Origin of the sequence: Rhodoferax sp. U11-2br, assembly GCF_018619435.1 — a bacterium.
Lineage (GTDB): Bacteria > Pseudomonadota > Gammaproteobacteria > Burkholderiales > Burkholderiaceae_C > Rhodoferax.
In genome coordinates, this window is the sequence record NZ_JAHFZF010000036.1 from 1 (window position 1) to 23,468 (window position 23,468).

Sequence of the window (23,468 nt, forward strand, 5' to 3'; positions counted from 1 at the left end):
GGCATTGGGCGGGCCTTGTTGCAGGTCTGTGAACAGTGGGCCACCGAGCAGGGTTTTTGCGAACTGGCGATGGACACCGCTGAGCAGGCCACCCACCTGATCAAGCTGTACACCAGCCTGGGTTATCTGCCGGTGAGTTCGGTCCAGTGGACGGGCAAGGTGTACCGCAGCGTGGTGCTCAGCAAAATGTTGTCTGAACAAGCGGCTTCGCTGGTGTTGTCTGAGGGCTGAACCGGGCCACAGCTTGGCCCAATGGATTGCCACTGGTGTGCCAAATTGGCACCTTCGGCTGCTTCTGAATTGCCGACACTACGGGGCCACGCACAAGGCGCTTGTTTCTGCCTGAGACCCGCCAAAAACTATTTGTTGTTAGGACCCAACCATGACAGCCATCCGTTTTGCCTATGCGGCCCAGACCAACCGCTTTCTGGCTGCGCCAGAACTGGCCGCGCAGCCTTTTGCGCTGGTGGGTGTGCCTTTTGACGGCGCGGTGACCAACCGGCCCGGTGCGCGTTTTGGCCCGCAAGCGATTCGCAGCGCCAGCCTGATGTTGTGTGACGGCATCCACCCGTTTTTTAATGTGACACCGCTTGGGTTCCTGGGCGATGGTTATGACATGGCCCTGCCCAATGCCTCACCGCTGGTGGAGGTGCGCCAGCAGATCCAGGCGCAGGCGGCCGCGCTGATGGCGCAGCACCATTGTGTGTTTCTGGGTGGCGACCATTCGGTGACTTTGCCACTGCTGCGCGCCGCCCACGCCCAGTTTGGCCCGCTGGCGCTGGTGCATTTTGATGCCCACTGCGACACCTGGGTTGACCACTTTGGTGAACCCTCTGGCCACGGCACCTGGACCTATGAAGCCATCCAGGAAGGCCTGGTCAGCCCGCAGCACACGGTGCAGATTGGTCTGCGCTCCAGTGGGGAACGTGCAGCGCGTGACTATGTGCAAGACCAGGGTGGGCTGATATTTGACGCCCGCAGCCTGCGCGGCCGTGATGGCGCGGGACTGGCACCGGTGGTGGCGCAGATCCGCGAGCGCATCGGCAATCGCCCGTGTTACCTGACGCTCGACATCGATTGCCTTGACCCGGCGTTTGCCCCCGGCACCGGCACGCCTGAGCCCGGTGGTATGACCAGCTCGCAGGTGCTCACGTTGCTTGAAGAACTCAGCACACTCAACATGGTGGGCATGGACTGTGTAGAAGTGGCCCCGGCCTACGACCATGCCGAACTCACCAGCACGGCGGCGGCCAGTTTTGTCTGGACCTACCTGTGTGGCCAGATCGCCAAACGCGTTGGATAGGAGGACACCATGGCCTTGCTCAACTCGGATACCCAACTCAACCAGAAAAGTTATTACGAAGCCAGCGTCACGCGGCCCCCGGCCCAGACCGCGCTGAGCGAGAGTCTGTCGGTGGATGTGCTGGTGGTGGGCGCCGGGTTTGCCGGGTTATCGGCCGCCATCGAGTTCGCGCGCCGCGGTTATTCTGTGGTGGTGCTGGAGGCCGACCGCATCTGCAGCGGTGCTTCCGGGCGCAATGGCGGCCAGGTGATTGTGGGTTATGCCAGCGGGCAGGAGGTGTTTGAGCAACAACTGGGCACCGATCTGGCGCGCCAGGCCTGGGGCATGTCGCTGGATGCGGTGCGCCTGGTGGACGAGCGGGTGCGTGACTTTGGCATCGACTGTGACCAAGTCAAAGGTTATTTGCATGTGGCGGACTGCCCGCGCAAGGCCCGCGCACTCGAAGAAGATGCTGCCGCCATGGCCAAAAACTATGGTTTTGCCAGCGAAGTGGCGACTGGCGCCGATGTGCAGCGTTTTATCCAGAGCCCGCGTTATGCGGCCTGTGCTTTTGAGTCGGTGTCGGGCCATGTGCACCCGCTCAAATACGGCCTGGGTCTGGCGCAAGCCGCCCAAAGCCTGGGGGTGCGGATTTTTGAACACAGCGCGGTGCTGCGCTTGCAGCGCGGCAAGACACTCACGGCCCACACAGCCCAGGGCAGCGTCACGGCACGTTTTGGTGTGCTGGCGGGCAACTACGCTTTGCCCGAATTCGGCCCGAAGGTGGCGCCGGAGTTGAGTGCCCGCATGATGCCGGTGGGCACCTACATCATTGGCACGGCCCCGCTGGGCGCGGAGCTGTGCCGCCAGCTGATTCCGAGCGACGCCGCGGTGTGTGACAACAATTTCATTTTGGACTACTACCGCTTCAGCGCCGACCACCGCATGTTGTTTGGTGGGCGCGTGAGCTACACCACGCGCACGCCTGCCAACCTGAAAGAGACCATGACGCAGCGCCTGGGGCAGATTTTTCCGCAGCTCAAAACCGCGCCCATTGAGTATGTCTGGGGCGGGTTTGTGGACATCAGCATGAACCGCGCGCCTGACTTTGGCCGCCTCGGTGACAACCTGTATTACCTGCAGGGTTTCAGCGGCCACGGTGTGGCGCTGACCGGTCTGGCCGGACAACTGGTGGCGCAGACCGTGGCCGGACAGGCCGAGTCCTTTGATGTGTTTGCCAAGCTGCGTCACCTGCCGTTCCCGGGTGGCCCGCTGTTGCGCACGCCCAGCCTGGTGCTGGGCACGCTGTACCACCGCTTGCGCGACGCTTTCTGATGTTTTTGTGCTCTGGCCCTTGTTTGATAAGGGCTGGTAGCTATCAAAAGAAAAGTATTGTGTTGGGCAGCGCAGGCACTCAGGCTGCGACCCGGTGTGCCAGAGCCTGCTGCACCACCTGCGCCAACACCGGCCCAAACCGTTGGATCTGCGCCAGTGGTGCATAGCCATAACCAATCACCAGACCCCGCAGGTCGCGGCGCTTTAGGCAGTAGGCCGACAGCGGCCGCACCACCAGACCGAGCTTGCCAAGTTGCCGGGCCAGCGCCTGGTCATCCAGGTGGTCGGGCAAGCGCACACACAGGTGCAAGCCCTGTTCGGCGCCGGTGATGCGCGCGTGTGTGCCCAGGCAGGGCTGCAAGGCTTCGAGCAGGCAGTGGCGGCGCTGGGCGTAACTCTGGCGCGCCTTGCGCAGGCAAGCCGCAAAGTGGCCCATGTCGATGAACTCGGCCAGAGCCGCCTGCACCGGCATCTGGCCCGGGCGGTTGAGGTCGTAGTGGGCGGCCTTGAAAGCCGCCGCCAGCCCCTTGGGCACCACCACATAGGCCAGCTTGAGGCCCGGGTACAGCACCTTGGAAAACGAGCCCAGGTACAGCACCCGGCCCTGGGTGTCGAGCCCGGCCAGCGAGGCAATCGGTGGCCCGCTGAAGCGGAACTCGCTGTCGTAGTCGTCCTCCAGCACCCAGGCCTGGTGTTGTTTGGCCAGCGACAGGATCTGGTGGCGCCGTTCCAGCGACATCACCGCACCGGTCGGGTACTGGTGTGAGGGGGTCACGTAGATCAGTCTGGGCGGCGCGTGGCGGTCACTCGCCTGGGGCGCAATGCCTTCTTCGTCGACCGGCACCGGGTGGATTTTGAGCCCGGTGGCCATGAAAGCTTTGCCCGCGCCCCAGTAGGCCGGGTCTTCCAGCCAGACGGTGTCACCCTGGTCGGCCAGCAGTTGTGCGCACAGCTCCAACGACTCCTGGGTGCCGCTGGTGATGATGACCTGGTCCAGATCGAGCGCCACGCTGCGAAACATGTGCAGGTAGTCGGCCACCGCACGGCGCAGCGGGGCGTAACCACCGCTGCTGCTGTAGTCCAGCATGTCGGGGTAGGTCATGCGCCAGTGTTTGTTTTGCAGGCGCTGCCACAGCGCCACCGGGAACGCGCTGAAATCGGCAATGCCCGGGGTGAAGGGCTGGATCTCCAGCTCGCTGGCGCAAAAGTGTTTGCCCAGCGCCTGGCCGCGGTGTGACAGCTGTTGTGCCGGGTGGCTGGTTTGGCGCAGGGGCCGACGCTGGCGCTGCGGCACCTTGGCGCTGACAAAGGTGCCACTGCCTACCCGGCTGACCAGGTAACCCTCGACCGTGAGCTGGTTCAGGGCCGCCACCACGGTGTTGCGCGACAGGCCCAGGTCCTGCACCAGGTCGCGGCTGGAGGGCAGGCGCTCTTCCGGGCTGAGCTTGTTCTCCAGAATGGCGCGGCGCAGCGCCTCGTACAACTGCCGGTGTAATGGCAGCCGGTCTTGCGGGTTCAGGCGGCTGAGTTCGCTCAGCAGGAATTCGGACAACATGGCGCGTTGGCGGGGCAAAGCCGGGTTACAGTGGGTTCAGGGTCGAGCTCGGGGCTGTGATGCCCACTTTAACAAGTGGCACCTTTGATTTGAATCAAATGGCCCTGATTTTGAGCCAATTCAGCCCCCACAATGTGCCAGCAGACTGTGTTCAACCGAGTACAGCCTGATTCAGGAGAGTTCCATGACTGACAAAAAATCGATGAATTTCAATGATTTGGAGCAATGGCTCAACGAGCGGCGGGTCACCGAGGTGGAGTGCCTGGTGCCCGATTTGACCGGTGTGGCGCGTGGCAAGATCCTGCCGCGTGGCAAGTTCACCGAAGACCGTGGCATGCGCCTGCCGCAGTCGGTGGTGGCGATGGGGGTGACTGGCGAGTTCCCCGAGAGTGGCCCGTATTACGACGTGATCGACCCGACCGACCGTGACATGCAGCTGCGCCCCGACCCGAGCACCGTGCGCATCGTGCCCTGGTCCACCGACCCCACCGCACAGGTGATCCACGACTGTTTTGACAACCAGGGCAACCTGGTGCCGTTTGCGCCACGCAGTGTGTTGCGCCGGGTGTGTGACCTGTTTGCCGCAGAAGGCCTGCAGCCGATCGTGGCGCCCGAACTCGAGTTCTACCTGACCGCGCGCAACACCGACCCCAACACCTTGCTGCGCCCACCGATTGGCCGCAGTGGCCGCGCTGAGACCTCGCGCCAGGCCTACAGCATCGACGCGGTCAACGAGTTCGACCCGTTGTTCGAAGAAATCTACGACTACTCCGACAAGATGGAGCTCAACGTGGACACCTTGATCCACGAAATTGGCGCGGGCCAGATGGAGATCAACTTCTTCCACGCCGAGCCGCTGGGCCTGGCTGACGAGGTGTTTTTGTTCAAACGCACGGTGCGTGAATCGGCCCTGCGCCACGACATGTACGCCACCTTCATGGCCAAACCGATTGCTGGTGAACCCGGCAGTGCGATGCATGTGCACCAGAGCATTTTGAACAAGGAGAGTGGCAAAAACATCTTCAGCAACCCCGACGGCACACCGTCGGAGGCGTTCATGCATTACATCGGCGGGCTGCAGCGCTACATCCCGGCGGCGATGGTGCTGGTGGCGCCGTATGTCAACAGCTACCGTCGCCTGAGCCGCAACACCGCCGCACCGATCAACATCGAGTGGGGCTATGACAACCGCACTGTGGGCATCCGTTCCCCGATCTCGTCGCCCGCCGCGCGCCGCGTTGAAAACCGGGTGATTGGTGCCGACGCCAACCCTTATGTGGCGCTGGCAATGACCCTGGCCTGCGGTTACCTGGGCCTCAAGAACAAGATCAAACCCAAGGCCGAGATGAGAGGTGACGCCTATTTGTCACCCTATGCCTTGCCACGCAGCCTGGGCGACGCGCTGGAGTGGCTGCGCCGCGAGTCCGAGTTGCACGACGTGCTGGGCAAGGAGTTCATCACCGTCTACTCCGAGATCAAGGAACTGGAGTTTGAGGAGTTCATGAAAGTGATATCACCCTGGGAGCGTGAACATTTGCTATTGCATGTATAGCTGTATGCCCTTGATATAAAAGGGCTAGAACCCATTTTTTGATAAGGATGTGAACCATGAACACACACAGCACCGCTGAGCAGCTGAGCACCCGCGAGATCCAGGCGCTCGACAGCGCCCACTTCATTCACCCGTTCACCGACCATGGTGACCTGGCCACCCGTGGTGCGCGTGTGATCACCCGCAGCGACGGCATTTACATCTGGGACTCCGAAGGTGAGAAACTGCTGGATGCCATGAGTGGCCTGTGGTGTGTGAACGCCGGGTATGGCCGCAAGGCGCTGGCCGAGGCGGCTTACGAGCAGATGATGACCCTGCCGTTTTACAACAGCTTTTTCCAGACCACCAATGTGCCGGCGGTCAAGCTCGCCACCCGGCTCGCCGCGCTGGCGCCCAAGGTGGGCGACCGCAGTTTTGAGCATGTGTTTTTCTCGAGCAGCGGCTCTGAGAGCAATGACTCGAACGTGCGCATGGTGCGCCGTTATTGGGATTTGCTGGGCCAGCCGCAGCGCAAGGTCATCATCAGCCGCCACAACGCCTACCACGGCAGCACCATGGCCGGTGCCTCGCTCGGTGGCATGAGTGGCATGCACGCGCAAGGTGACTTGCCTATCCCGAACATCACCCACATTGGCCAGCCTTACTTTTTTGAAGACGGCCAACCCGGTGAAAGTGCTGACGCGTTTGGTCTGCGGGCTGCGGGTTGGCTTGAAGACAAGATTCTGGAAGTGGGCCCCGACAAGGTGGCGGCTTTTATTGCGGAGCCAATCCAGGGCGCTGGTGGGGTGATCATCCCGCCCGCCACGTATTGGCCCGAAATCCAGCGCATCGTCGACAAATACGGCATTTTGCTGATCAGCGACGAGGTGATCTGCGCCTTTGGCCGGCTGGGCCATTGGTTTGCCTACGAGCGTTTTGGTTACAAGCCCGATCTGGTGACCTTTGCCAAGGCGGTGACCAGTGGTTACATCCCGCTCGGTGGGGTGATGGTGGGCAACCGTGTGGCCAAGGTGCTGATCGAGCAGGGAGGTGAGTTCAACCACGGCTACACCTACAGCGGCCACCCGGTGGCCTGTGCGGTGGCCTTGGCCAACCTCGACATCATGGAGGCAGAGCAGCTGCCGCAACGGGTGCGTGGTGAGATGGGGGACTACTTTGCCAAGCGATTCCTGGCGCTCAAAGACCACCCACTGGTGGGGGATGCCGAAACCTGTGGTTTTGTGGCGGGCCTGGTGTTGGTCAAGAACAAACAGACCAAGCAGCGTTTTAACCCCGATGACGCGGTCGGCATGATCTGCCGTGGCCACTGTTTCCGCAACGGGCTGATCATGCGTGCCGTGGGTGACCGCATGATCATTGCACCGCCTTTGACGATGACCCACGCCGACATCGACGAGTTGCTGCGCCTGATTCACCAGGCGCTGGACCTGACACAAGCTGATTTGCACCAAAAAGGATTAATTTGAGTGTTTTTGGTGCGTCGGGTGTTGGTGTGCTTTTTGCTAGCTATAAACTCACGCTTCCCTTAACTTCCTTCTTCTCTTTGGAGTGTTGTTCATGATGAAAAAGTACCTGGTGACCTTCGCGCTGTCGGCGCTGGTGTTGGCCGCTTGTGGCAAAAAAGAGGAGCCACCGGCACCCGTGACGGCGCCTGCGCCCGTGGCCAGTGCACCGGCACCAGAGCCCGCTGAGGAAAAGGTGCTCAACGTCTACAACTGGCCCGACTACATCCCTGAAGGTATGTTGGCGGCTTTTGAGAAAGAAACCGGCATCAAGGTCAACTACGACACTTTTGAGACCAACGAAGCCCTGCACGCTAAACTGGTGGCCGGCAACACCGGTTACGACATCGTGGTGCCAGGCTCGGTGTTTGCCAAGCCACAAATTGAAGGTGGTTTGCTGCAGCCGCTGGACAAGGCCAAGATCCCCAACCTGGCCAATCTGGACCCGGCCGTGATGTCGGTGCTGGGCAAGGCTGACCCCGACAACAAGTACCTGGTGCCCTGGGCCTGGAGCTTCACCACCGTGGGCATCAACAAAACCAAGGTGGCCAAGGCCCTGGGCAAGACCCCGATGCCTGAGAACGCCTGGGACCTGGTGTTCAAGCCCGAGTACAGCAGCAAACTCAAGTCCTGCGGTATTGCCTATCTGGATTCACCGACCGAGATCATTCCGGTGGCTTTGCACTACATTGGCAAGGACCCGTATTCCAACGACCCGGCTGACTACAAGGCTGCAGGTGAGATGCTGACCAAAGTGCGCAAGGATGTGCGTCTGTTCAGCTCGACCATGATCGACGACATCTCCGGTGGCAAGGCCTGTGTGGTGATCGGCTGGGGTGGCGACATCAACATCGCCGCTGCACGTGCCAAGGAAAATGGTTCCAAGGACGAGATCGAGGCTTTGTTGCCGAGCACAGGCGCGTTGATGTTTGCCGACACCATGGCTGTGACCAAGGATGCCAAACATCCCCAGAACGCCATGGCCTTCATCAACTTCTTCCTGCGTCCTGAAAACGGCGCAGCCATGGCCAATGAGATGACCTACAACAGCGGCAATCAGGCGGCCAAGGACAAGATCAAGCCCGAGATCGCCGGTAACGCCTCGATTTTTGTGGCGGCTGACTACATGACCAAGATGGTGCCACCCAGCAGCTTCACCAACGAAGCCCGCGAAGCCATGGCCACGGTCTACAACAGCTTCAAAAAAGGCAAATAAACATCTGTTTCTTGCGAGTCTCACGGGGCTGTTTGTACTGTTGGGTATAGGCAGCCCTTTTTAATGGCCGCACGGCAGGCATCACAAAGGTTCAAACATGGCAACTGGCGGGTCCAAAGACAATTACCTGGTGACCGAAAATCTGGTCAAGCGTTTTGATGAGGCGCTGGCGGTGGACGAGGTCAATCTGTCCATCACCCAGGGCGAGATTTTTGCCCTGCTGGGCAGTTCGGGCTGTGGCAAGTCCACCCTGCTGCGGATGCTGGCGGGATTCGAGAAACCCACCTCGGGCCGTATTCTGCTCGGTGGCAAGGATGTGGCATCGCTGGCGCCGTATGAACGACCGTTCAACATGATGTTCCAGTCGTATGCGTTGTTTCCGCATCTGGACATCTGGGAAAACATCGCGTTTGGTCTCAAACGTGAAGGCCTGGCCAAGGAAGACATCAAACAACGTGTGGGTGAAATGCTGGACCTGGTGCAGCTCACACCCTATGCCAAGCGCAAGCCGCACCAGCTCTCGGGCGGGCAGCAGCAGCGGGTGGCGCTGGCGCGCAGCCTGGCCAAAAAACCCAAGGTCTTGCTGCTCGACGAGCCGCTCGGTGCCCTGGACAAGAAACTGCGCGAACAGACCCAGTTTGAATTGGTCAACATCATCGAGAAGGTCGGTGTGACCTGTGTCATGGTGACGCATGACCAGGAAGAGGCGATGACCATGGCTGGCCGCATTGCGGTCATGAGCAAGGGCCGGGTGCTGCAGGTCGGCTCGCCGCAAGAGATTTACGAGTACCCGCGCAACCGTTTTGTGGCGGACTTCATCGGCAGCGTGAACCTGCTCGATGGCAAGCTCAGTGTCGATGAGACCGACCACTGCGCGGCCGAGACCCCGATTGGTGAAATCCATGTGGGTCACAGCATCAGCGGCACCGTGGGCATGCCGGTGGCGGTGGCGGTGCGGCCCGAGAAGGTCAGTATCGGCAAACAGGCGCCCCAGGGACTGAGCCACAACCTGTTTCGGGGGCGGGTCAAGGAGATTGCCTACTTTGGCGCCTACAACACCTACATTGTGGTCACGCCCCAGGGCAACCGGATCAAGATCACCGAGCCCAATGGCTCCCACCTGGATTTGCTGGACATCACCTGGGAAGACGATGTGTTTTTCTGGTGGGATGACACCGACGCCCTGATCCTGCGTAACTGAGGAGGTCGTCATGGCTTTATCGATTCCGATGCCCGGCCGCCGATTTGTCATCAGCGTGCCGTATGTCTGGCTGGTGGTGTTTTTCATGCTGCCGTTCCTGATCCTGCTCTACATCAGTTTTGTGGACATGGGCAACGACATCTCGCCGTTCAAACCCATCTGGGACCATGAGACCGGTCTGCTGCATCTCAAGTACGAAAACTACTGGTCGATTTTTCGCTCGGCCGATGGTGGGGCGGTGTTCCACACGATTTATATCGAGGCTTACCTGCGCTCGATCTGGTACGCCTTGTGTACCGCCGTGTTGTGTCTGGTGATTGGTTACCCGTTTTCTTACTTCATCGCCAGGTCGGACGCCAAGGTGCGCCCGGCCTTGTTGATGATGGTCATGCTGCCGTTCTGGACCTCGTTTTTGCTGCGTGTGTATGCCTGGAAGGGGATTCTGGCGGACCAGGGCGTGCTCAACCAGCTGCTGATGGCGCTTGGGCTCACGGCTGAGCCAATCCAGATGCTCTACACCAATGTCTCGATGCTGGTGGGCATGACCTATGTCTACCTGCCGTTCATGGTGTTGCCGCTGTACGCCAATCTAGTGAAGATGGATTTCCGCCTTTTGGAAGCGGCCTACGATCTGGGCGCGTCGCCGTTCAAGGCTTTTTGGCTGGTGACCGTGCCGCTGTCCAAGGCGGGCATCATTGCCGGGTTCATGCTGGTGTTTATTCCGTGTGTGGGTGAGTTTGTGATCCCGTCGCTGTTAGGCGGGCCGGAGAACATCATGATTGGCCGGGTGGTGTGGGACGAAATGTTCACCAGCAACAACTGGCCCCGCGCTTCGGCGTTGGCGGTGGTGATGATTGGCCTGATCGTGATCCCGCTCGCGATTTATTACCACTACACCGGAGAAGAGAAATGACCCTCCCTGAGCCGCTACGCGCCTTCCCGCCAGGGGGACAACATCTGCGACCCGGCAAAGCCGGTTCCGCGATGTTCTCGTCTCGTGTCGTTGGTTTACCCGATGCCTTTGCCGTGGCCATTTTGAGGGCTTCCAAATGAATCAGTTTCTTGCAAAGTACATCGGCAAGTTTTGGATGGCGCTGGTCTTCCTGTTTTTGTACCTGCCCTTGATGTTCATGGTGGTGTTTTCGTTCAACAGCACCCGACAGGATGCGAATTTCACCGGCTTCTCGCTGCGCTGGTACCAGGCGCTGACAGAAGACACCAAGATTGTGGAAGGTTTCTGGTTGTCGGTGCAGGTGGCCACAGCCGCCGGTCTGGCGTCTGCGGTGATGGCCACTTTTGCCGCTTTTGTGTTGGTGCGTTACCGCCGTTTCCCGGGCCGTACCCTGTTTTCCGGCATGGTGAATGCGCCGCTGGTGATGCCCGAGGTGGTGATTGGCCTGTCCTTGTTGCTGCTGATGGTGGGTATCCAGAACGCTTTTGGCTGGCCGCAACGTGGCATGTTGACGATTGTGCTAGGCCACACGCTGCTGGGCATGGCCTATGGCATGGTGGTGATCCAGTCGCGCCTGCTCGAGATGAACCGCTCGATTGAAGAGGCTGCCATGGACCTGGGCGCCAGGCCGTTCCAGGTCTTCTTTCTGGTCACCATGCCCAACATCCTGCAGGCCATTTTGGCGGCCTTCTTGCTGGCCTTTACCTTGTCGTTTGACGATGTGGTGATTTCGGAGTTCTTGTCCGGCCCGGGGGTCAACACCTTGCCGCAGGTGATTTTTGGCTACGCCCGGCGCGGCATCAACCCGACCATTTACGCGGCGGCCACCTTGCTGATTGTTTCGGTCACCGTGGTGGTGATCGCCTACAGTGTCTGGGTGGCGCGCCAGACGCGCAAACGTGAACGCGAAATTGCAGCGGCCACGCGCGCGGAGTTGGTGGCGTTGCAAGGTCAGTAGTTTTAGCTTTTTTGGCCTCTAGCCCTCTTGAAACAAGGGCTGAATGCTATTTATTTTGAGGTATCAAAATGTCAATCAGCTCTTATGATGGCCGCGCTCTGATCAATGGCAAACGGGTCGAAGCACTGGGTGGCCAGACCTTTGACTGCCTGTCACCCGTGGACGGCCGTCGCCTCACGACAGTGGCGCGTTGTGGCCAGGCCGATGTGGATGCGGCGGTGGCTGCTGCGCGTGCGGCGTTTGAGGACAAACGCTGGTGTGGCTTGGCGCCAGCCGCGCGCAAACGCGTGATGATCAAGTTTGCCGACCAACTGCTGGCCCATGCCGAAGAACTGGCCTTGATGGAAACCCTGGACATGGGCAAACCCATCAAATACGCCCGTGCCGTCGACGTCAACAGCGCGGCCAACTGCCTTCGCTGGTATGGCGAGGCGGTCGACAAGATCTATGACGAGATTGCGCCCACCGCCAGCAGCGCACTGGCGCTGATTCAGCGCGAACCGATGGGGGTGGTGGGGGTGATCGTGCCCTGGAACTACCCGATGATCATGGCCGCCTGGAAGATTGCCCCGGCGCTGGCGGCAGGCAACTCGGTGGTGCTCAAACCCAGCGAGAAGTCGCCTTTGACCGCGCTGCGTCTGGCCGAACTCGCGCTCGAAGCCGGCATTCCGCCTGGCGTGTTCAATGTGGTGCCCGGTTATGGCCCTGAGGCCGGGTCACCGCTGGCATTACATATGGATGTGGACTGCATTGGTTTCACCGGCTCGACCCGTGTCGGCAAACAGATCCATGTGATGGCCGGGCAAAGCAACCTCAAACGGGCCTGGACCGAACTTGGTGGCAAGTCGCCCAACATCGTGTTTGCCGATTGCCCGGACCTGGACAAAGCGGTGGAAGCGGCAGTGGGCAGCATCTTCTTCAACCAGGGGGAGAGCTGTAACGCACCCTCGCGTCTGTTTGTGGAAGCAAGTATCCAGGACCAGTTCCTGGAAAAGGCCCTGGCGCTGGCACCCCAATACCTGCCCGCCAATCCATTGAACCCCGACACCATCATGGGCGCCATCGTCGACAAAACCCAGATGGAGACGGTGTTGCGCTACGTCGAAAGTGGCAAGTCAGAAGGCGCCAGCTTGCTCTACGGTGGAGAACAGGCGCTGAGTGAAACCGGTGGCTGTTATGTACAACCTACGATTTTTGCCGGGGTCAATCCGAGCATGACCATTTGCCGCGAAGAGATTTTTGGCCCGGTGCTGTCGGTGTTGTCCTTCACCGACGCGGCCGAGGTGGTTCGCCTGGCCAACGCCAGCGTGTATGGCTTGCAGGCTGCGGTGTGGACACGCGACATCAACAAGGCACATGGTGTGGCGCGTGCACTCAAGGCCGGTACGGTACATGTCAACCAGTACGACGAGGACGACATCACCGTGCCATTTGGTGGTTTCAAACAAAGTGGTGTCGGGCGCGATAAATCGCTGCACGCGTTTGACAAATACACCGAGCTCAAAACCACCTGGATCCGCATCGACAGCCCGGTGTAGCCGGTAAGTCATTCGTGTCGTGCTACGTCAAGCGTAGCTACTCGCCCTTGATGCATAAGGGCTAGAAGGCGAAAAGACCATGAACAACTACGAGACACTCATTGCCGATCTGCAGGCAAGCGGCATCCATTCCATCCTGACCCAGTTCTGTGACCTCCACGGTGTGGCCAAGGGCAAGCTGGTACCACTGCAGAACCTGCGTGAATGGGTCGAGACGGGCGCCGGTTTTGCCGGGCCCAGCATCTGGGGCACCGGTCTCGGCCGTTTTGGCGCGCGCAGCGAGTATTACGGCCGTGTTCAACCCGAGAGCCTGCGCCCCTTGCCCTTCATGCCCGGTGTGGCCCATGCTGTGTGTGACGGTTATGCGGGCGGTTTACCCTTGGACACCGATTCGCGGCAACTGCTCAAACGCCAGTTGGTTCGATTGAAAGAACGTGGCTGGACCTTGTGGGTGGGGATCGAACCCGAATTTTTCCTGCTGAAAAAAGGTGCTGACGGACGCTGGTTGCCAGCGGACGGACAGGACAGACTCGACAAACCTTCATATGACCTGAAATCCATCCACCGCAACCAGGGTTTTCTGGACGACATGCGTGTGGCGCTGACCCAGCTTGGGTTTGAGTTGCAGCAGATCGACCACGAAGACGCTTGCGGCCAGTACGAGATCAACTACAGCTTTGACGACGCGCTGGCTGCGGCGGATCGTTTTATGCTGTTCAAGCTGACGGCGCATGCCATTGCTCAGCAACACGGCTCTGTCTTCAGCTGTATGCCCAAGCCCTTTGCCGGTGCGCCGGGCAGTGGACTGCACTTTCACCTCAGCATCACTGATGATCAGGGCAGGGCGGTGTTTACCGATGTGGCCGATCCGCTGCAGCTCAGCGCACAGGGCTATGGGTTTGTGGCAGGTTTGCTGCAACATACGGATGCCTTGACGGCCCTCTGTGCGCCCACGGTCAACAGCTACAAACGGTTGGCGCTGAGCCACAGCGCCTCTGGCACGACCTGGTCACCGGTCTGGAAGGCGTATGGGGACAACAACCGCACCTGTGTCGTGCGCACCGTGGCAGGTCGGCTGGAATGGCGCCTGCCTGACCCGTCGTGCAACGTCTACGCCGCCATTGCCGCTACCCTGGCGGCCGGGTTGGATGGCATCGACCGCGCTTTGCCGGTGCCGACCGCCTGCAACGAAGATCTTTATGAGCGGTTTGCCTCTGGCGCTGTGATGCCCGAGCGCCTGCCTGTGGATCTGGGAGCGGCCTTGCAGGCTCTGGCACGGGACACCACGCTGACCCAGACGCTGGGAGAGGCCTTTTGCCAACAGTTCATCACCCTCAAGACCGAGGAATGGTTAGCCTATGCGGCCAGCGTGAGCGACTGGGAGCTGCAACAGTACGCCAACCAGTTCTAATTTCACAATGCAGAAAATTGCTTTTGCATTGTGAGATATCACGGGATCGGTTGATCCAGAAAAATCACTCCGGTTGAAAAATTTCATTTTGCATTGAGAAATATCTCTATAAAGCGTTGATTTATATTGTAAAAATAAATGTCTTATATAAGACATAAGATTGAAAACAAGTCTTATACAAGACCTAGAATTCACTCCATGCCTGCCACCTGATCCCCATGTGTGATGGCCCAGTTTTCATAACTCAGGAGTGTTTTTATGTCTCAATCCACCTCGGCCCTCAGCCGTGCAGAGCAAATCGCCGCCCTCGAAAAAGACTGGGCAACCAACCCCCGCTGGAAAGGTGTCAAACGTGGCTACAGCGCTGCAGACGTGGTCCGCCTGCGCGGCAGCCTACAACCCGAGTACACATTGGCCAAACATGGCGCCGAGAAATTGTGGGCCAAGGTCAATGGCGGCGCCAAAAAGGGTTATGTGAACGCCTTTGGCGCGATCACCGCCGGCCAGGCCATGCAACAGGCCAAGGCGGGTCTGGAAGCGGTGTATCTGTCGGGCTGGCAGGTGGCCGCCGACGGCAACACCTCCGAGACCATGTACCCTGACCAGTCGCTCTACGCCTACGACTCGGTGCCGACCATGGTGCGCCGGATCAACAACACCTTCAAACGTGCCGACGAAATCCAGTGGAGCCGCGGCATCGAGCCGGGCTCTGCTGAGTTCATCGACTACTTCCTGCCGATCGTGGCCGATGCCGAGGCCGGTTTTGGCGGTGTGCTCAATGCGTTTGAGCTGATGAAAAACATGATCGCCTCCGGCGCCGCCGGGGTTCACTTTGAAGACCAGTTGGCCGCCGTCAAGAAGTGTGGCCACATGGGTGGCAAGGTGCTGGTGCCCACACAAGAAGCCTGTGAAAAACTCATCGCCGCCCGTTTTGCAGCCGACGTGATGGGTGTCTCGACCATCGTGCTGGCCCGCACCGATGCCGAAGCCGCCAACTTGATCACCAGCGACCACGATGCCAATGACAAACCCTTCCTGACCGGTGAACGCACGCCAGAAGGTTTCTACCGCGTCAAAAACGGTCTGGAGCAGGCCATCAGCCGGGGTATCGCTTATGCACCCTATGCCGATTTGGTGTGGTGCGAAACCGGTGTGCCGGACATCGGTTTTGCCCGCGAGTTCGCCCAGGCGGTGCAGGGCGCTTGCCCCGGCAAGCTGCTGTCCTACAACTGCTCCCCCTCCTTCAACTGGAAGAAAAACCTGGACGACAAACAGATTGCCTCGTTCCAGGAAGACCTGGCGGCGCTGGGTTACAAGTACCAGTTCATTACGCTGGCCGGTATCCACATCAACTGGTTCAACACTTTCCAGTTCGCCCACGCTTACGCCCGTGGCGAAGGCATGAAGCATTACACCGAGATGGTGCAGGAGCAGGAATTCGCCGCACGCGACAAGGGTTACACCTTTGTTTCGCACCAGCAAGAAGTGGGTGCCGGTTACTTTGACGACGTGACCACCGTGATCCAGGGCGGCTCCAGCAGCGTCAAGGCCTTGTCCGGGTCGACCGAAGAAGCACAGTTTCACTAAACAACCTAGAAGAACCCGAGGAGGGGTGAAAAGGCTGGTGGCCCACAAGGGCCGCCAGCCCTTTTTATTTGGGGCGTTCGACTGCGGCTAAAATGCGCGCATCACACACTGACAAGAGCGAGAAAGGCATCTGGTTATGACACCGCGAACGACAACGGCAAAGGTATTCAAAGAATAAGGCCGTAGCCCGCGTGCCTTATGCACGGTGTGCTCTCAAGATAATAGTAAAACGCGGACTGATCCGCGTTTTTTTTTGTTCAATTCAAACCCTTCAATCATCATGGTTCAAATTACGCTTCCTGACGGTTCACAACGTGACTACCCCGCCGCAGTGACCGTGGCCGATGTCGCTGCCTCCATCGGCGCTGGCTTGGCCAAAGCGGCACTGGCTGGCAAGGTCAACGGCAAGGTCGTCGACACCAGCTATCTGATCGAAGCCGATGCCAAGCTGGCCATCATCACCGCCAAAGACGCCGATGGCCTGGAGGTGATTCGCCACTCCACCGCGCACTTGTTGGCCTATGCCGTCAAACAGTTGTTCCCGCAAGCCCAGGTCACGATTGGCCCGGTGATTGAAAACGGCTTTTTCTACGACTTCTCGTTTGAGCGGCCCTTCACGCCTGACGACCTGGCCTTGATCGAGAAACGCATGACCGAGCTGGCCAGCAAAGACGAGCCGGTAACCCGTCGCGTGTTGCCCCGTGACGAGGCGGTGGCCTACTTCAAGGGCCTGGGTGAGCATTACAAGGCCGAGATCATCGCCAGCATCCCGTCTAACGAAGACGTGAGCCTGTACCGCGAAGGCGCGTTTGAAGACCTGTGCCGTGGGCCACACGTGCCCAGCACTGGCAAGCTTAAACACTTCAAACTCATGAAGGTGGCCGGCGCCTACTGGCGCGGTGACCATAAGAACGAGATGCTGCAGCGCATCTACGGTACCGCCTGGGCCAGCAAAGAAGATCTCGCCGCGCACCTGACCATGCTGGAAGAAGCCGAAAAGCGCGACCACCGCAAGCTCGGTCAGCAACTTGATCTGTTCCACATCGACGACCATGCTCCCGGTGTGGTGTTTTGGCATCCCAATGGCTGGGCGGTGTGGCAGGTGGTGGAGCAGTACATGCGCCAGGTCTACCGCGACAACGGCTACAAGGAAGTCAAAGGCCCGCAGCTGCTGGACAAGTCGTTGTGGGAAAAAACCGGGCACTGGGACAAGTACCGTGACAACATGTTCACCACCGAGAGTGAAAAGCGCGAGTACGCCCTCAAGCCGATGAACTGCCCGGGCCACATCCTGATCTTCAAACAAGGCATCAAGAGTTACCGTGATCTGCCGCTGCGTTATGGCGAGTTCGGTCAGTGCCACCGCAACGAACCCACTGGGGGTCTGCACGGCATCATGCGGGTGCGCGGCTTCACCCAGGACGATGGCCACATCTTCTGCACCGAAGACCAGATCCTCAAGGAATGTTCGGACTACACCGCGCTGCTGCAGAAGGTGTATGCGGACTTCGGCTTCAAGAACATCATCTACAAAATCGCCACTCGGCCCGAGAAACGCATTGGCTCGGATGAGAGCTGGGACAAGGCCGAACACGCCTTGATGGAGAGTCTGCGTGCCTCGGGCTGCGAGTTTGAAATCACGCCCGGAGAAGGGGCGTTCTACGGTCCCAAGATCGAGTACACCCTCAAGGACGCCATTGGTCGCCAATGGCAATGTGGCACGATCCAGGTTGACTTCTTCATGACCGAGCGCCTGGATGCGGAATACGTCGGGGAAGATGGTGCTCGCCATCGCCCGGTGATGCTGCACCGCGCCATCGTCGGCAGCCTGGAGCGTTTCATCGGCATCATGATCGAAGAAACCGCTGGCGCCTTGCCAACCTGGCTGGCGCCGACCCAGGTGATGGTGCTCAATATCACCGATGCGCAGGCAGAATACGCCCAAAACGTGGTCAAAACGCTGCAAAATCAAGGGTTTAGGGTTCAGCCAGACCTCCGCAATGAGAAAATCACGTATAAAATACGGGAGCATTCGATGCAAAAAGTGCCGTATCTGGTCGTTATTGGCGACAAAGAGATGGCGTCTGGTGCCGTTGCGGTGCGCGCCCGAGGTGGTCAAGACCTTGGAGTGATGTCTCTGGAAGATTTCTCGCAGAAATTGTCAGCTGACATTGCTCATAAATCGAACGCTTAAGCGAATACTTAAGTTGCTGGCCATAACAGTCAGTCATCGGCGTGTGTTGTGCGGTTTTCGCTACTGATGTAGTAGCAGTTATTGTGAAGGATTAAGCCATCGCTACCGAATTTCGTGATCGCCGTCAGCGCGAAGAACGCAAACACCGATTGAATCGGGAAATCATGGTGCCAGAAGTTCGCCTTTCTGGTGTGGACAACGAGCCGCTTGGTGTCGTCAGCCTGATGGAGGCGTTGCGCATGGCCGGCGATTTGGACGTGGATTTGGTGGAGATTGCGGCCACGGCTACACCGCCGGTCTGCCGTCTGATGGATTACGGCAAGTTCAAGTACCAGGAGCAGAAGAAGGCTGCTGAGGCCAAGGCCAAGCAGACTGTGATCGAAATCAAAGAGATCAAGTTCCGCCCTGGTACCGATGATGGCGATTACAACATCAAGATGCGCAACATCAAGCGTTTCTTGGCCGAAGGTGACAAGTGCAAGATCACACTGCGTTTTCGGGGTCGTGAAATCACCCATCAAGAGTTGGGTATGGCTTTGTTGAACCGGATTCGCGACGAGTTGGGTGACCTGATTGTGGTGGAGCAGTTTCCCAAGTTGGAAGGTCGCCAGATGATCATGATGATTGCACCAGGTCGCAAAAAGCAGGCGCCGAAGTCTGTGGCTGCTGAGAGTGCTGCGATTGCAGCTTGAAGGAATTGGGTGCCCCACGTGGGCGCCAAGCAGGTTTTGAAACAGGATCGGGTGGCCATGTAAGCGGTGACTTGAATCTGTTTTGAAGGCAATGAGCGAAGGTTCATTGCCAACAGCAGCAGACGATGCAAGTCGACTGCTGAACCAAGTGGCTCGGGGCCAACAAGGCTGCACAGAGTGTGCAGACGCCTCACGAGCACAATGTAAAAAGGAGCATGAAAATGCCCAAGATGAAGACCAAGAGCGCGGCGAAGAAACGCTTCCGCGTCCGTCCAGGTGGTACCGTCAAACGCGGTCAAGCCTTCAAACGTCACATTCTGACCAAGAAGACCACCAAAAATAAACGCCATCTGCGTGGTGCAACTGCTGTTCATGAGACCGATATGGGTCGCATGGCACAGATGCTGCCTTGCCGTGGTCTTTAATTAACGACGAACAAGGAGTAATCACATGCCTCGCGTCAAACGTGGTGTAACGGCTCACGCCCGCCACAAAAAAGTTCTGGCCCTTGCAAAAGGCTTCCGCGGTCGTCGTGGTAATGTTTTCCGGGTCGCCAAAGAAGCGGTCATGAAAGCTGGGCAATATGCCTACCGTGACCGTCGTACCAAAAAACGTGTCTTCCGTCAGTTGTGGATTGCCCGTATCAATGCCGCTGCTCGTCAGTGTGGCATGACCTACAGCCAGTTCGCCAACGGTCTGAAGAAGGCTTCTATCGAGATCGACCGCAAGGTGCTGAGCGATATCGCCGTCCATGACATGGCAGCGTTTGCTGGTATCGTGGCCCAAGTCAAGGCCAAGCTGGCAGCCTGAGTGCCGACTGTTTGCTATTTTAAGAATAGCTAACTAAGTAACAGAGATAAGGGCTAGAGCTTGAAAAAGCACTAGCCCTTTTTCCTTGATCACAGAATTTGACCTCTTATGAACGACTTGACTACCGTTGTCGAAGCGGCCCGCGCTGCTTTCGAACTGGCCCACACCCCGGCCGATCTGGAAAACACCAAGGCCCAGTACCTGGGCAAATCCGGGCGCATCACCGAGATGATGAAGGGCATGGCAACGCTGTCCGTTGATGAGAAAAAGACCCAGGGTGCGGCCATCAATCTGGCCAAACAAGCGATTGAAGCGGCGTTGAATGCCCGCCGTCAGGCGTTGGCCGATGCAGAGTTGCGGGCCCAGTTGCAGGCCGAGGCGCTGGATGTGAGCCTGCCCGGCCGCCAACGCGGGCAGGGTGGTTTGCACCCCGTGTCGCTCACGCTAGAGCGCATCGAAGCGATCTTTGGTTCCATGGGTTTTGAAGTCGCGCAAGGCCCCGAGATTGAATCCGACTGGTTCAACTTCACCGCGCTCAACACGCCCGAAGACCACCCCGCACGGTCAATGCACGACACCTTTTATGTCGAAGGCGGTTCGGAGACGGCCCCCAACCTGCTGCGCACCCATACCAGTCCGATGCAGATCCGCCACGCGGTACAACACGTCAAAAAACACCGTCTGGCTGCAGAGGGGGGTAACCCGACAACCGGGCTGTTTTCAGGCGCGATGCCCGAGATTCGTGTCATCGCCCCGGGCCGCACCTACCGTGTCGATAGTGACGCCACCCATTCACCGATGTTCCATCAGTGTGAAGGCCTGTGGGTGGGTGAGGCGGTGAGCTTCAAGGACTTGAAGTACGTGTTCACCGACTTCTGTCGCACCTTTTTTGAAAACAAGGATTTGGTGCTGCGTTTTCGGCCGAGTTTTTTCCCGTTCACCGAACCCAGCGCCGAGATCGACATCCAGTTCCCCAGCGGCCCGTTGGCCGGGCGCTGGCTGGAAGTGGCTGGCAGTGGCCAGGTGCACCCCAACGTGATCCGCAACATGGGGCTGGACCCCGAGCGTTACATCGGCTTTGCCTTTGGCATGGGGCCGGACCGGCTGACCATGCTGCGTTACGGTGTGAACGATTTGCGCCTGTTTTTTGACGGTGACATCCGCTTTTTGTCGCAATTCCGATAAGCCCTGATCTGTTCAAGCTGTCTCCGTCCCATGTGTCTGACCCGATAAAACGACTATGCAATTTCCTGAATCCTGGCTGCGCGAATTCTGCAACCCATCCCTGACCACCGAACAACTGGCCAACACCCTGACTATGGCGGGTCTGGAAGTGGAAGAGCTCAGCCCAGTGGCACCGCCTTTCCAACACATCGTGGTCGGTGAGATCAAGGCGGCAGCACAGCACCCCAATGCGGACCGTCTGCGCGTCTGTCAGGTGGATGTGGGCCAGCCGGAGCTGCTGACCATTGTCTGTGGTGCGCCCAATGCCCGCGTGGGCATCAAGGTGCCCTGTGCTTTGGTTGGTGCCGAGTTGCCACCGGGCGAGGATGGCAAGCCGTTCCTGATCAAGGTGGGCAAGCTGCGTGGGGTTGAGAGTTTTGGCATGTTGTGCTCGGCGCGTGAACTGAAGCTGTCCGAAGACCACGGTGGCCTGCTGGAGCTGTCCGCTGATGCACCCGTGGGGCAGAACATCCGTGAACACCTGAATCTGGACGACACGCTGTTCACCCTCAAGCTCACACCGAACCTGGCACATTGCCTCAGCGTCTACGGTGTGGCACGTGAACTGTCGGCCTTGACCGGCGCGCCCTTGAAGACGCCCGTGTTTCCGGTCGCCCCAGTGACGGCCAGCGATGTGTTGCCGGTCAAGGTCAGTGCGCCTGATTTGTGTGGTCGTTTTTCAGGCCGCATCATCCGCAGTGTCAACCCCAAGGCCAGCACCCCGGCCTGGATGGTGGATCGCCTGGCACGTTGTGGTCAGCGCAGTGTGACGGCCCTGGTCGACATCTCCAACTATGTGATGTTCGAGCTGGGTCGGCCCTCGCATATTTTTGACCTCGACAAGATCCACGGCGGGCTGGAGGTGCGCTGGGGTCAGCCCGGTGAACAGCTCAAGCTGCTCAATGGCAATACCGTCACGGTGGATGCCCAGGTGGGTGTGATTGCCGATGCCCAGCAGGTGGAGTCGCTGGCTGGCATCATGGGTGGTGACGCCACCGCCGTGTCAGACGACACCCAGAATGTTTACGTGGAGGCGGCTTTCTGGTGGCCCCGGGCGATTGCCGGGCGATCACGCCGCTTCAACTTTTCCACCGATGCCGGTCACCGTTTTGAGCGGGGAGTGGACCCTGAACTGACGGTGGAGCACATCGAACGCATCACACAGTTGATCGTCGAGATCTGCGGTACCCCCGACACCCGTTGCGGCCCGATGGACGACCAACGTGTGGCCATGCCCCAGCCCGCTGTGGTGACACTGCGTGTGGCGCGTGCGATCAAGGTGCTGGGTATGCCTGTGAGTCAGGCGCAATGCGCCAAGGCGCTCGCCGGACTGGGTTTGCCGGTGGTGGAGGGCGACGGCGTGTTGTCGGTGACCGCACCGTCCTACCGGTTTGACATCCAGATCGAGGAAGACCTGATCGAGGAAGTCGCGCGTGTGGTGGGTTATGACAACCTGCCGGCCACCCCGCCGCAGGCACCCATCACTGCCAAAGTCCGCACCGAAGCCCGGCGTGGTGACTTTGCGGTGCGCCGTGCGGTGGCCGCACTGGGCTACCAGGAAACCATCAACTTCAGTTTTGTCGAAGAGCGCTGGGAACACGAGCTGGCGGGCAATCCGAATCCGATCAAGCTACTGAACCCGATTGCAAGCCAAATGAGTGTCATGCGCTCGTCCTTGCTGGGGTCCTTGCTACAGGTTTTAAAGTTCAACCAGGACCGCAAGGCGCAACGTGTGCGTGTTTTTGAGATCGGCCGCGTGTTTTTGCGTGATGCCTCGGTGACCAACTCTGACACCACAGTGCAGGGTTTTGACCAGCCGATGCGGCTGGCCGGTCTGGCCGTGGGCGCTTGTGACGCACCCGAGTGGGGTGTCAAAGAGCGTGCGGTGGATTTCTTTGACGTTAAGGGTGATCTGGAGGCCCTGCTGGCCCCGGCACGTGCCACGTTTGTGGCAGCCGAACACCCGGCACTGCACCCAGGGCGTTGTGCCAAGGTGGTCGTCAATGGGGTTGATGTGGGTTTTGTGGGTGAACTGCACCCCAAATGGCGCCAGGCCTATGACCTGAACCAGGCCCCCATATTGTTCGAGGTGGACCTGGAGGCGGTGTTGTCCCGCGAGGTGCCTCGCTTCAAGGCAGTGCCGAAGTTCCAGGCGGTCGAGCGTGATATTGCGGTGCTTGTCAGCGAAAGTGTCACTCACGACGCGCTGATGGCAGCCATCTGGGCCGCGCCTGTCGGTGAGGTGTTGCGTGATGCCCTGCTGTTTGACATTTACCGTCCCAAGACCTCGGGTGCCGATGGCATTTCCAGTGCCGAGAAAAGCATGGCGGTGCGCCTGACCCTCAACACCACGGATGAGGTCGCGCTGACCGAGGCGCAGATCGAGAGCACCGTGGCGGCGGTGGTTGCGACCCTGGCGGAGCGCCTGGGTGCCCGCCAGCGCACCTGAGTGGATGCAA

At 59.3% G+C, this 23,468-nt stretch carries 20 protein-coding genes; 19 read left to right on the plus strand and 1 reads right to left on the minus strand.

The features are described from left to right. The 3 genes from KKO72_RS18055 to KKO72_RS18065 form a co-directional block, all read left to right on the plus strand. Positions 1-231: GNAT family N-acetyltransferase (locus tag KKO72_RS18055; RefSeq protein ID WP_214942271.1), on the plus strand; the 231-nt coding region annotated here is incomplete at its 5' end. Positions 232-382: 151 nt separating this feature from the next. Continuing rightward, a complete protein-coding gene (gene speB / locus KKO72_RS18060; protein ID WP_214942275.1) occupies positions 383-1,303 on the plus strand; it encodes an agmatinase in 921 nt (306 codons plus the stop codon). 9 nt (positions 1,304-1,312) lie between these two features. After that, positions 1,313-2,617, plus strand: coding sequence for an FAD-binding oxidoreductase (locus KKO72_RS18065; protein ID WP_214942278.1), 1,305 nt, complete (start codon positions 1,313-1,315; stop codon positions 2,615-2,617). A 79-nt stretch (positions 2,618-2,696) separates the two neighbouring features. On the opposite strand, the gene KKO72_RS18070 is transcribed toward KKO72_RS18065, so the two are convergent. Beyond that, positions 2,697-4,172: a PLP-dependent aminotransferase family protein gene (locus tag KKO72_RS18070; protein WP_214942344.1), complete on the minus strand. Its 1,476-nt coding sequence runs from the start codon at positions 4,170-4,172 to the stop codon at positions 2,697-2,699. Between the two features lie 184 nt (positions 4,173-4,356). On the opposite strand from KKO72_RS18070, the gene KKO72_RS18075 reads away from it, so the two are divergent. From KKO72_RS18075 to pheT, 16 genes are all read left to right on the plus strand, one after another. After that, positions 4,357-5,724, plus strand: a complete 1,368-nt coding sequence (locus tag KKO72_RS18075; protein ID WP_078363184.1) for a glutamine synthetase family protein — start codon at positions 4,357-4,359, stop codon at positions 5,722-5,724. Positions 5,725-5,780: 56 nt separating this feature from the next. Further along, positions 5,781-7,190: an aspartate aminotransferase family protein gene (locus tag KKO72_RS18080; protein WP_214942281.1), complete on the plus strand. Its 1,410-nt coding sequence runs from the start codon at positions 5,781-5,783 to the stop codon at positions 7,188-7,190. 91 nt (positions 7,191-7,281) lie between these two features. Next, positions 7,282-8,442, plus strand: coding sequence for an extracellular solute-binding protein (locus tag KKO72_RS18085; RefSeq protein WP_371736904.1), 1,161 nt, complete (start codon positions 7,282-7,284; stop codon positions 8,440-8,442). A gap of 97 nt (positions 8,443-8,539) precedes the next feature. Then, positions 8,540-9,643: an ABC transporter ATP-binding protein gene (locus KKO72_RS18090; protein ID WP_078363181.1), complete on the plus strand. Its 1,104-nt coding sequence runs from the start codon at positions 8,540-8,542 to the stop codon at positions 9,641-9,643. 10 nt (positions 9,644-9,653) lie between these two features. After that, entirely contained in the window at positions 9,654-10,556 is a 903-nt protein-coding gene (locus KKO72_RS18095) for an ABC transporter permease (RefSeq protein WP_078363180.1), read from the plus strand. Next, a complete protein-coding gene (locus KKO72_RS18100) occupies positions 10,553-10,696 on the plus strand; it encodes a hypothetical protein (RefSeq protein WP_214942284.1) in 144 nt (47 codons plus the stop codon). Before KKO72_RS18095 ends, KKO72_RS18100 begins: the two co-directional genes overlap by 4 nt. Beyond that, a complete protein-coding gene (locus KKO72_RS18105) occupies positions 10,693-11,553 on the plus strand; it encodes an ABC transporter permease (protein ID WP_214942287.1) in 861 nt (286 codons plus the stop codon). Before KKO72_RS18100 ends, KKO72_RS18105 begins: the two co-directional genes overlap by 4 nt. Before the next feature lie 68 nt (positions 11,554-11,621). Then, positions 11,622-13,091, plus strand: a complete 1,470-nt coding sequence (locus KKO72_RS18110; RefSeq protein WP_214942289.1) for an aldehyde dehydrogenase — start codon at positions 11,622-11,624, stop codon at positions 13,089-13,091. A gap of 79 nt (positions 13,092-13,170) precedes the next feature. Further along, complete coding sequence (glnT, locus tag KKO72_RS18115) at positions 13,171-14,502, plus strand: type III glutamate--ammonia ligase (protein ID WP_214942292.1); 1,332 nt, start codon at positions 13,171-13,173, stop codon at positions 14,500-14,502. 258 nt (positions 14,503-14,760) lie between these two features. Next, positions 14,761-16,089 (plus strand): isocitrate lyase, encoded by a 1,329-nt coding sequence (gene aceA, locus KKO72_RS18120; protein WP_078363176.1) that lies wholly within the window; start codon positions 14,761-14,763, stop codon positions 16,087-16,089. Between the two features lie 280 nt (positions 16,090-16,369). After that, entirely contained in the window at positions 16,370-18,283 is a 1,914-nt protein-coding gene (gene thrS, locus KKO72_RS18125; protein ID WP_214942295.1) for a threonine--tRNA ligase, read from the plus strand. A gap of 98 nt (positions 18,284-18,381) precedes the next feature. Then, positions 18,382-18,975: a translation initiation factor IF-3 gene (gene infC / locus KKO72_RS18130; RefSeq protein WP_371736905.1), complete on the plus strand. Its 594-nt coding sequence runs from the start codon at positions 18,382-18,384 to the stop codon at positions 18,973-18,975. Between the two features lie 221 nt (positions 18,976-19,196). Then, entirely contained in the window at positions 19,197-19,400 is a 204-nt protein-coding gene (rpmI, locus tag KKO72_RS18135; RefSeq protein WP_078366696.1) for a 50S ribosomal protein L35, read from the plus strand. A 25-nt stretch (positions 19,401-19,425) separates the two neighbouring features. Next, positions 19,426-19,785: a 50S ribosomal protein L20 gene (rplT, locus tag KKO72_RS18140; RefSeq protein ID WP_075587399.1), complete on the plus strand. Its 360-nt coding sequence runs from the start codon at positions 19,426-19,428 to the stop codon at positions 19,783-19,785. Positions 19,786-19,893: 108 nt separating this feature from the next. Further along, positions 19,894-20,970 carry a phenylalanine--tRNA ligase subunit alpha gene (gene pheS / locus KKO72_RS18145; RefSeq protein ID WP_214942302.1) on the plus strand — a complete coding sequence of 359 codons (1,077 nt, stop codon included), beginning with the start codon at positions 19,894-19,896 and terminating at the stop codon, positions 20,968-20,970. Between the two features lie 55 nt (positions 20,971-21,025). Continuing rightward, positions 21,026-23,458, plus strand: a complete 2,433-nt coding sequence (gene pheT, locus KKO72_RS18150) for a phenylalanine--tRNA ligase subunit beta (protein WP_214942305.1) — start codon at positions 21,026-21,028, stop codon at positions 23,456-23,458. The last annotated feature ends 10 nt before the right edge of the window (positions 23,459-23,468 follow it).

Coding starts and splice junctions, on each gene's coding strand:
- pheS (WP_214942302.1), top strand. CDS start 19,894: ATGAACGACTTGACTACCGTTGTCGAAGCGGCCCGCGCTGCTTTCGAA.
- rpmI (WP_078366696.1), top strand. CDS start 19,197: ATGCCCAAGATGAAGACCAAGAGCGCGGCGAAGAAACGCTTCCGCGTC.
- glnT (WP_214942292.1), top strand. CDS start 13,171: ATGAACAACTACGAGACACTCATTGCCGATCTGCAGGCAAGCGGCATC.
- KKO72_RS18105 (WP_214942287.1), top strand. CDS start 10,693: ATGAATCAGTTTCTTGCAAAGTACATCGGCAAGTTTTGGATGGCGCTG.
- KKO72_RS18085 (WP_371736904.1), top strand. CDS start 7,282: ATGATGAAAAAGTACCTGGTGACCTTCGCGCTGTCGGCGCTGGTGTTG.
- KKO72_RS18080 (WP_214942281.1), top strand. CDS start 5,781: ATGAACACACACAGCACCGCTGAGCAGCTGAGCACCCGCGAGATCCAG.
- aceA (WP_078363176.1), top strand. CDS start 14,761: ATGTCTCAATCCACCTCGGCCCTCAGCCGTGCAGAGCAAATCGCCGCC.
- thrS (WP_214942295.1), top strand. CDS start 16,370: ATGGTTCAAATTACGCTTCCTGACGGTTCACAACGTGACTACCCCGCC.
- KKO72_RS18070 (WP_214942344.1), bottom strand. CDS start 4,172: ATGTTGTCCGAATTCCTGCTGAGCGAACTCAGCCGCCTGAACCCGCAA.
- speB (WP_214942275.1), top strand. CDS start 383: ATGACAGCCATCCGTTTTGCCTATGCGGCCCAGACCAACCGCTTTCTG.
- rplT (WP_075587399.1), top strand. CDS start 19,426: ATGCCTCGCGTCAAACGTGGTGTAACGGCTCACGCCCGCCACAAAAAA.
- KKO72_RS18100 (WP_214942284.1), top strand. CDS start 10,553: ATGACCCTCCCTGAGCCGCTACGCGCCTTCCCGCCAGGGGGACAACAT.
- KKO72_RS18090 (WP_078363181.1), top strand. CDS start 8,540: ATGGCAACTGGCGGGTCCAAAGACAATTACCTGGTGACCGAAAATCTG.
- KKO72_RS18095 (WP_078363180.1), top strand. CDS start 9,654: ATGGCTTTATCGATTCCGATGCCCGGCCGCCGATTTGTCATCAGCGTG.
- KKO72_RS18110 (WP_214942289.1), top strand. CDS start 11,622: ATGTCAATCAGCTCTTATGATGGCCGCGCTCTGATCAATGGCAAACGG.
- pheT (WP_214942305.1), top strand. CDS start 21,026: ATGCAATTTCCTGAATCCTGGCTGCGCGAATTCTGCAACCCATCCCTG.
- KKO72_RS18075 (WP_078363184.1), top strand. CDS start 4,357: ATGACTGACAAAAAATCGATGAATTTCAATGATTTGGAGCAATGGCTC.
- KKO72_RS18065 (WP_214942278.1), top strand. CDS start 1,313: ATGGCCTTGCTCAACTCGGATACCCAACTCAACCAGAAAAGTTATTAC.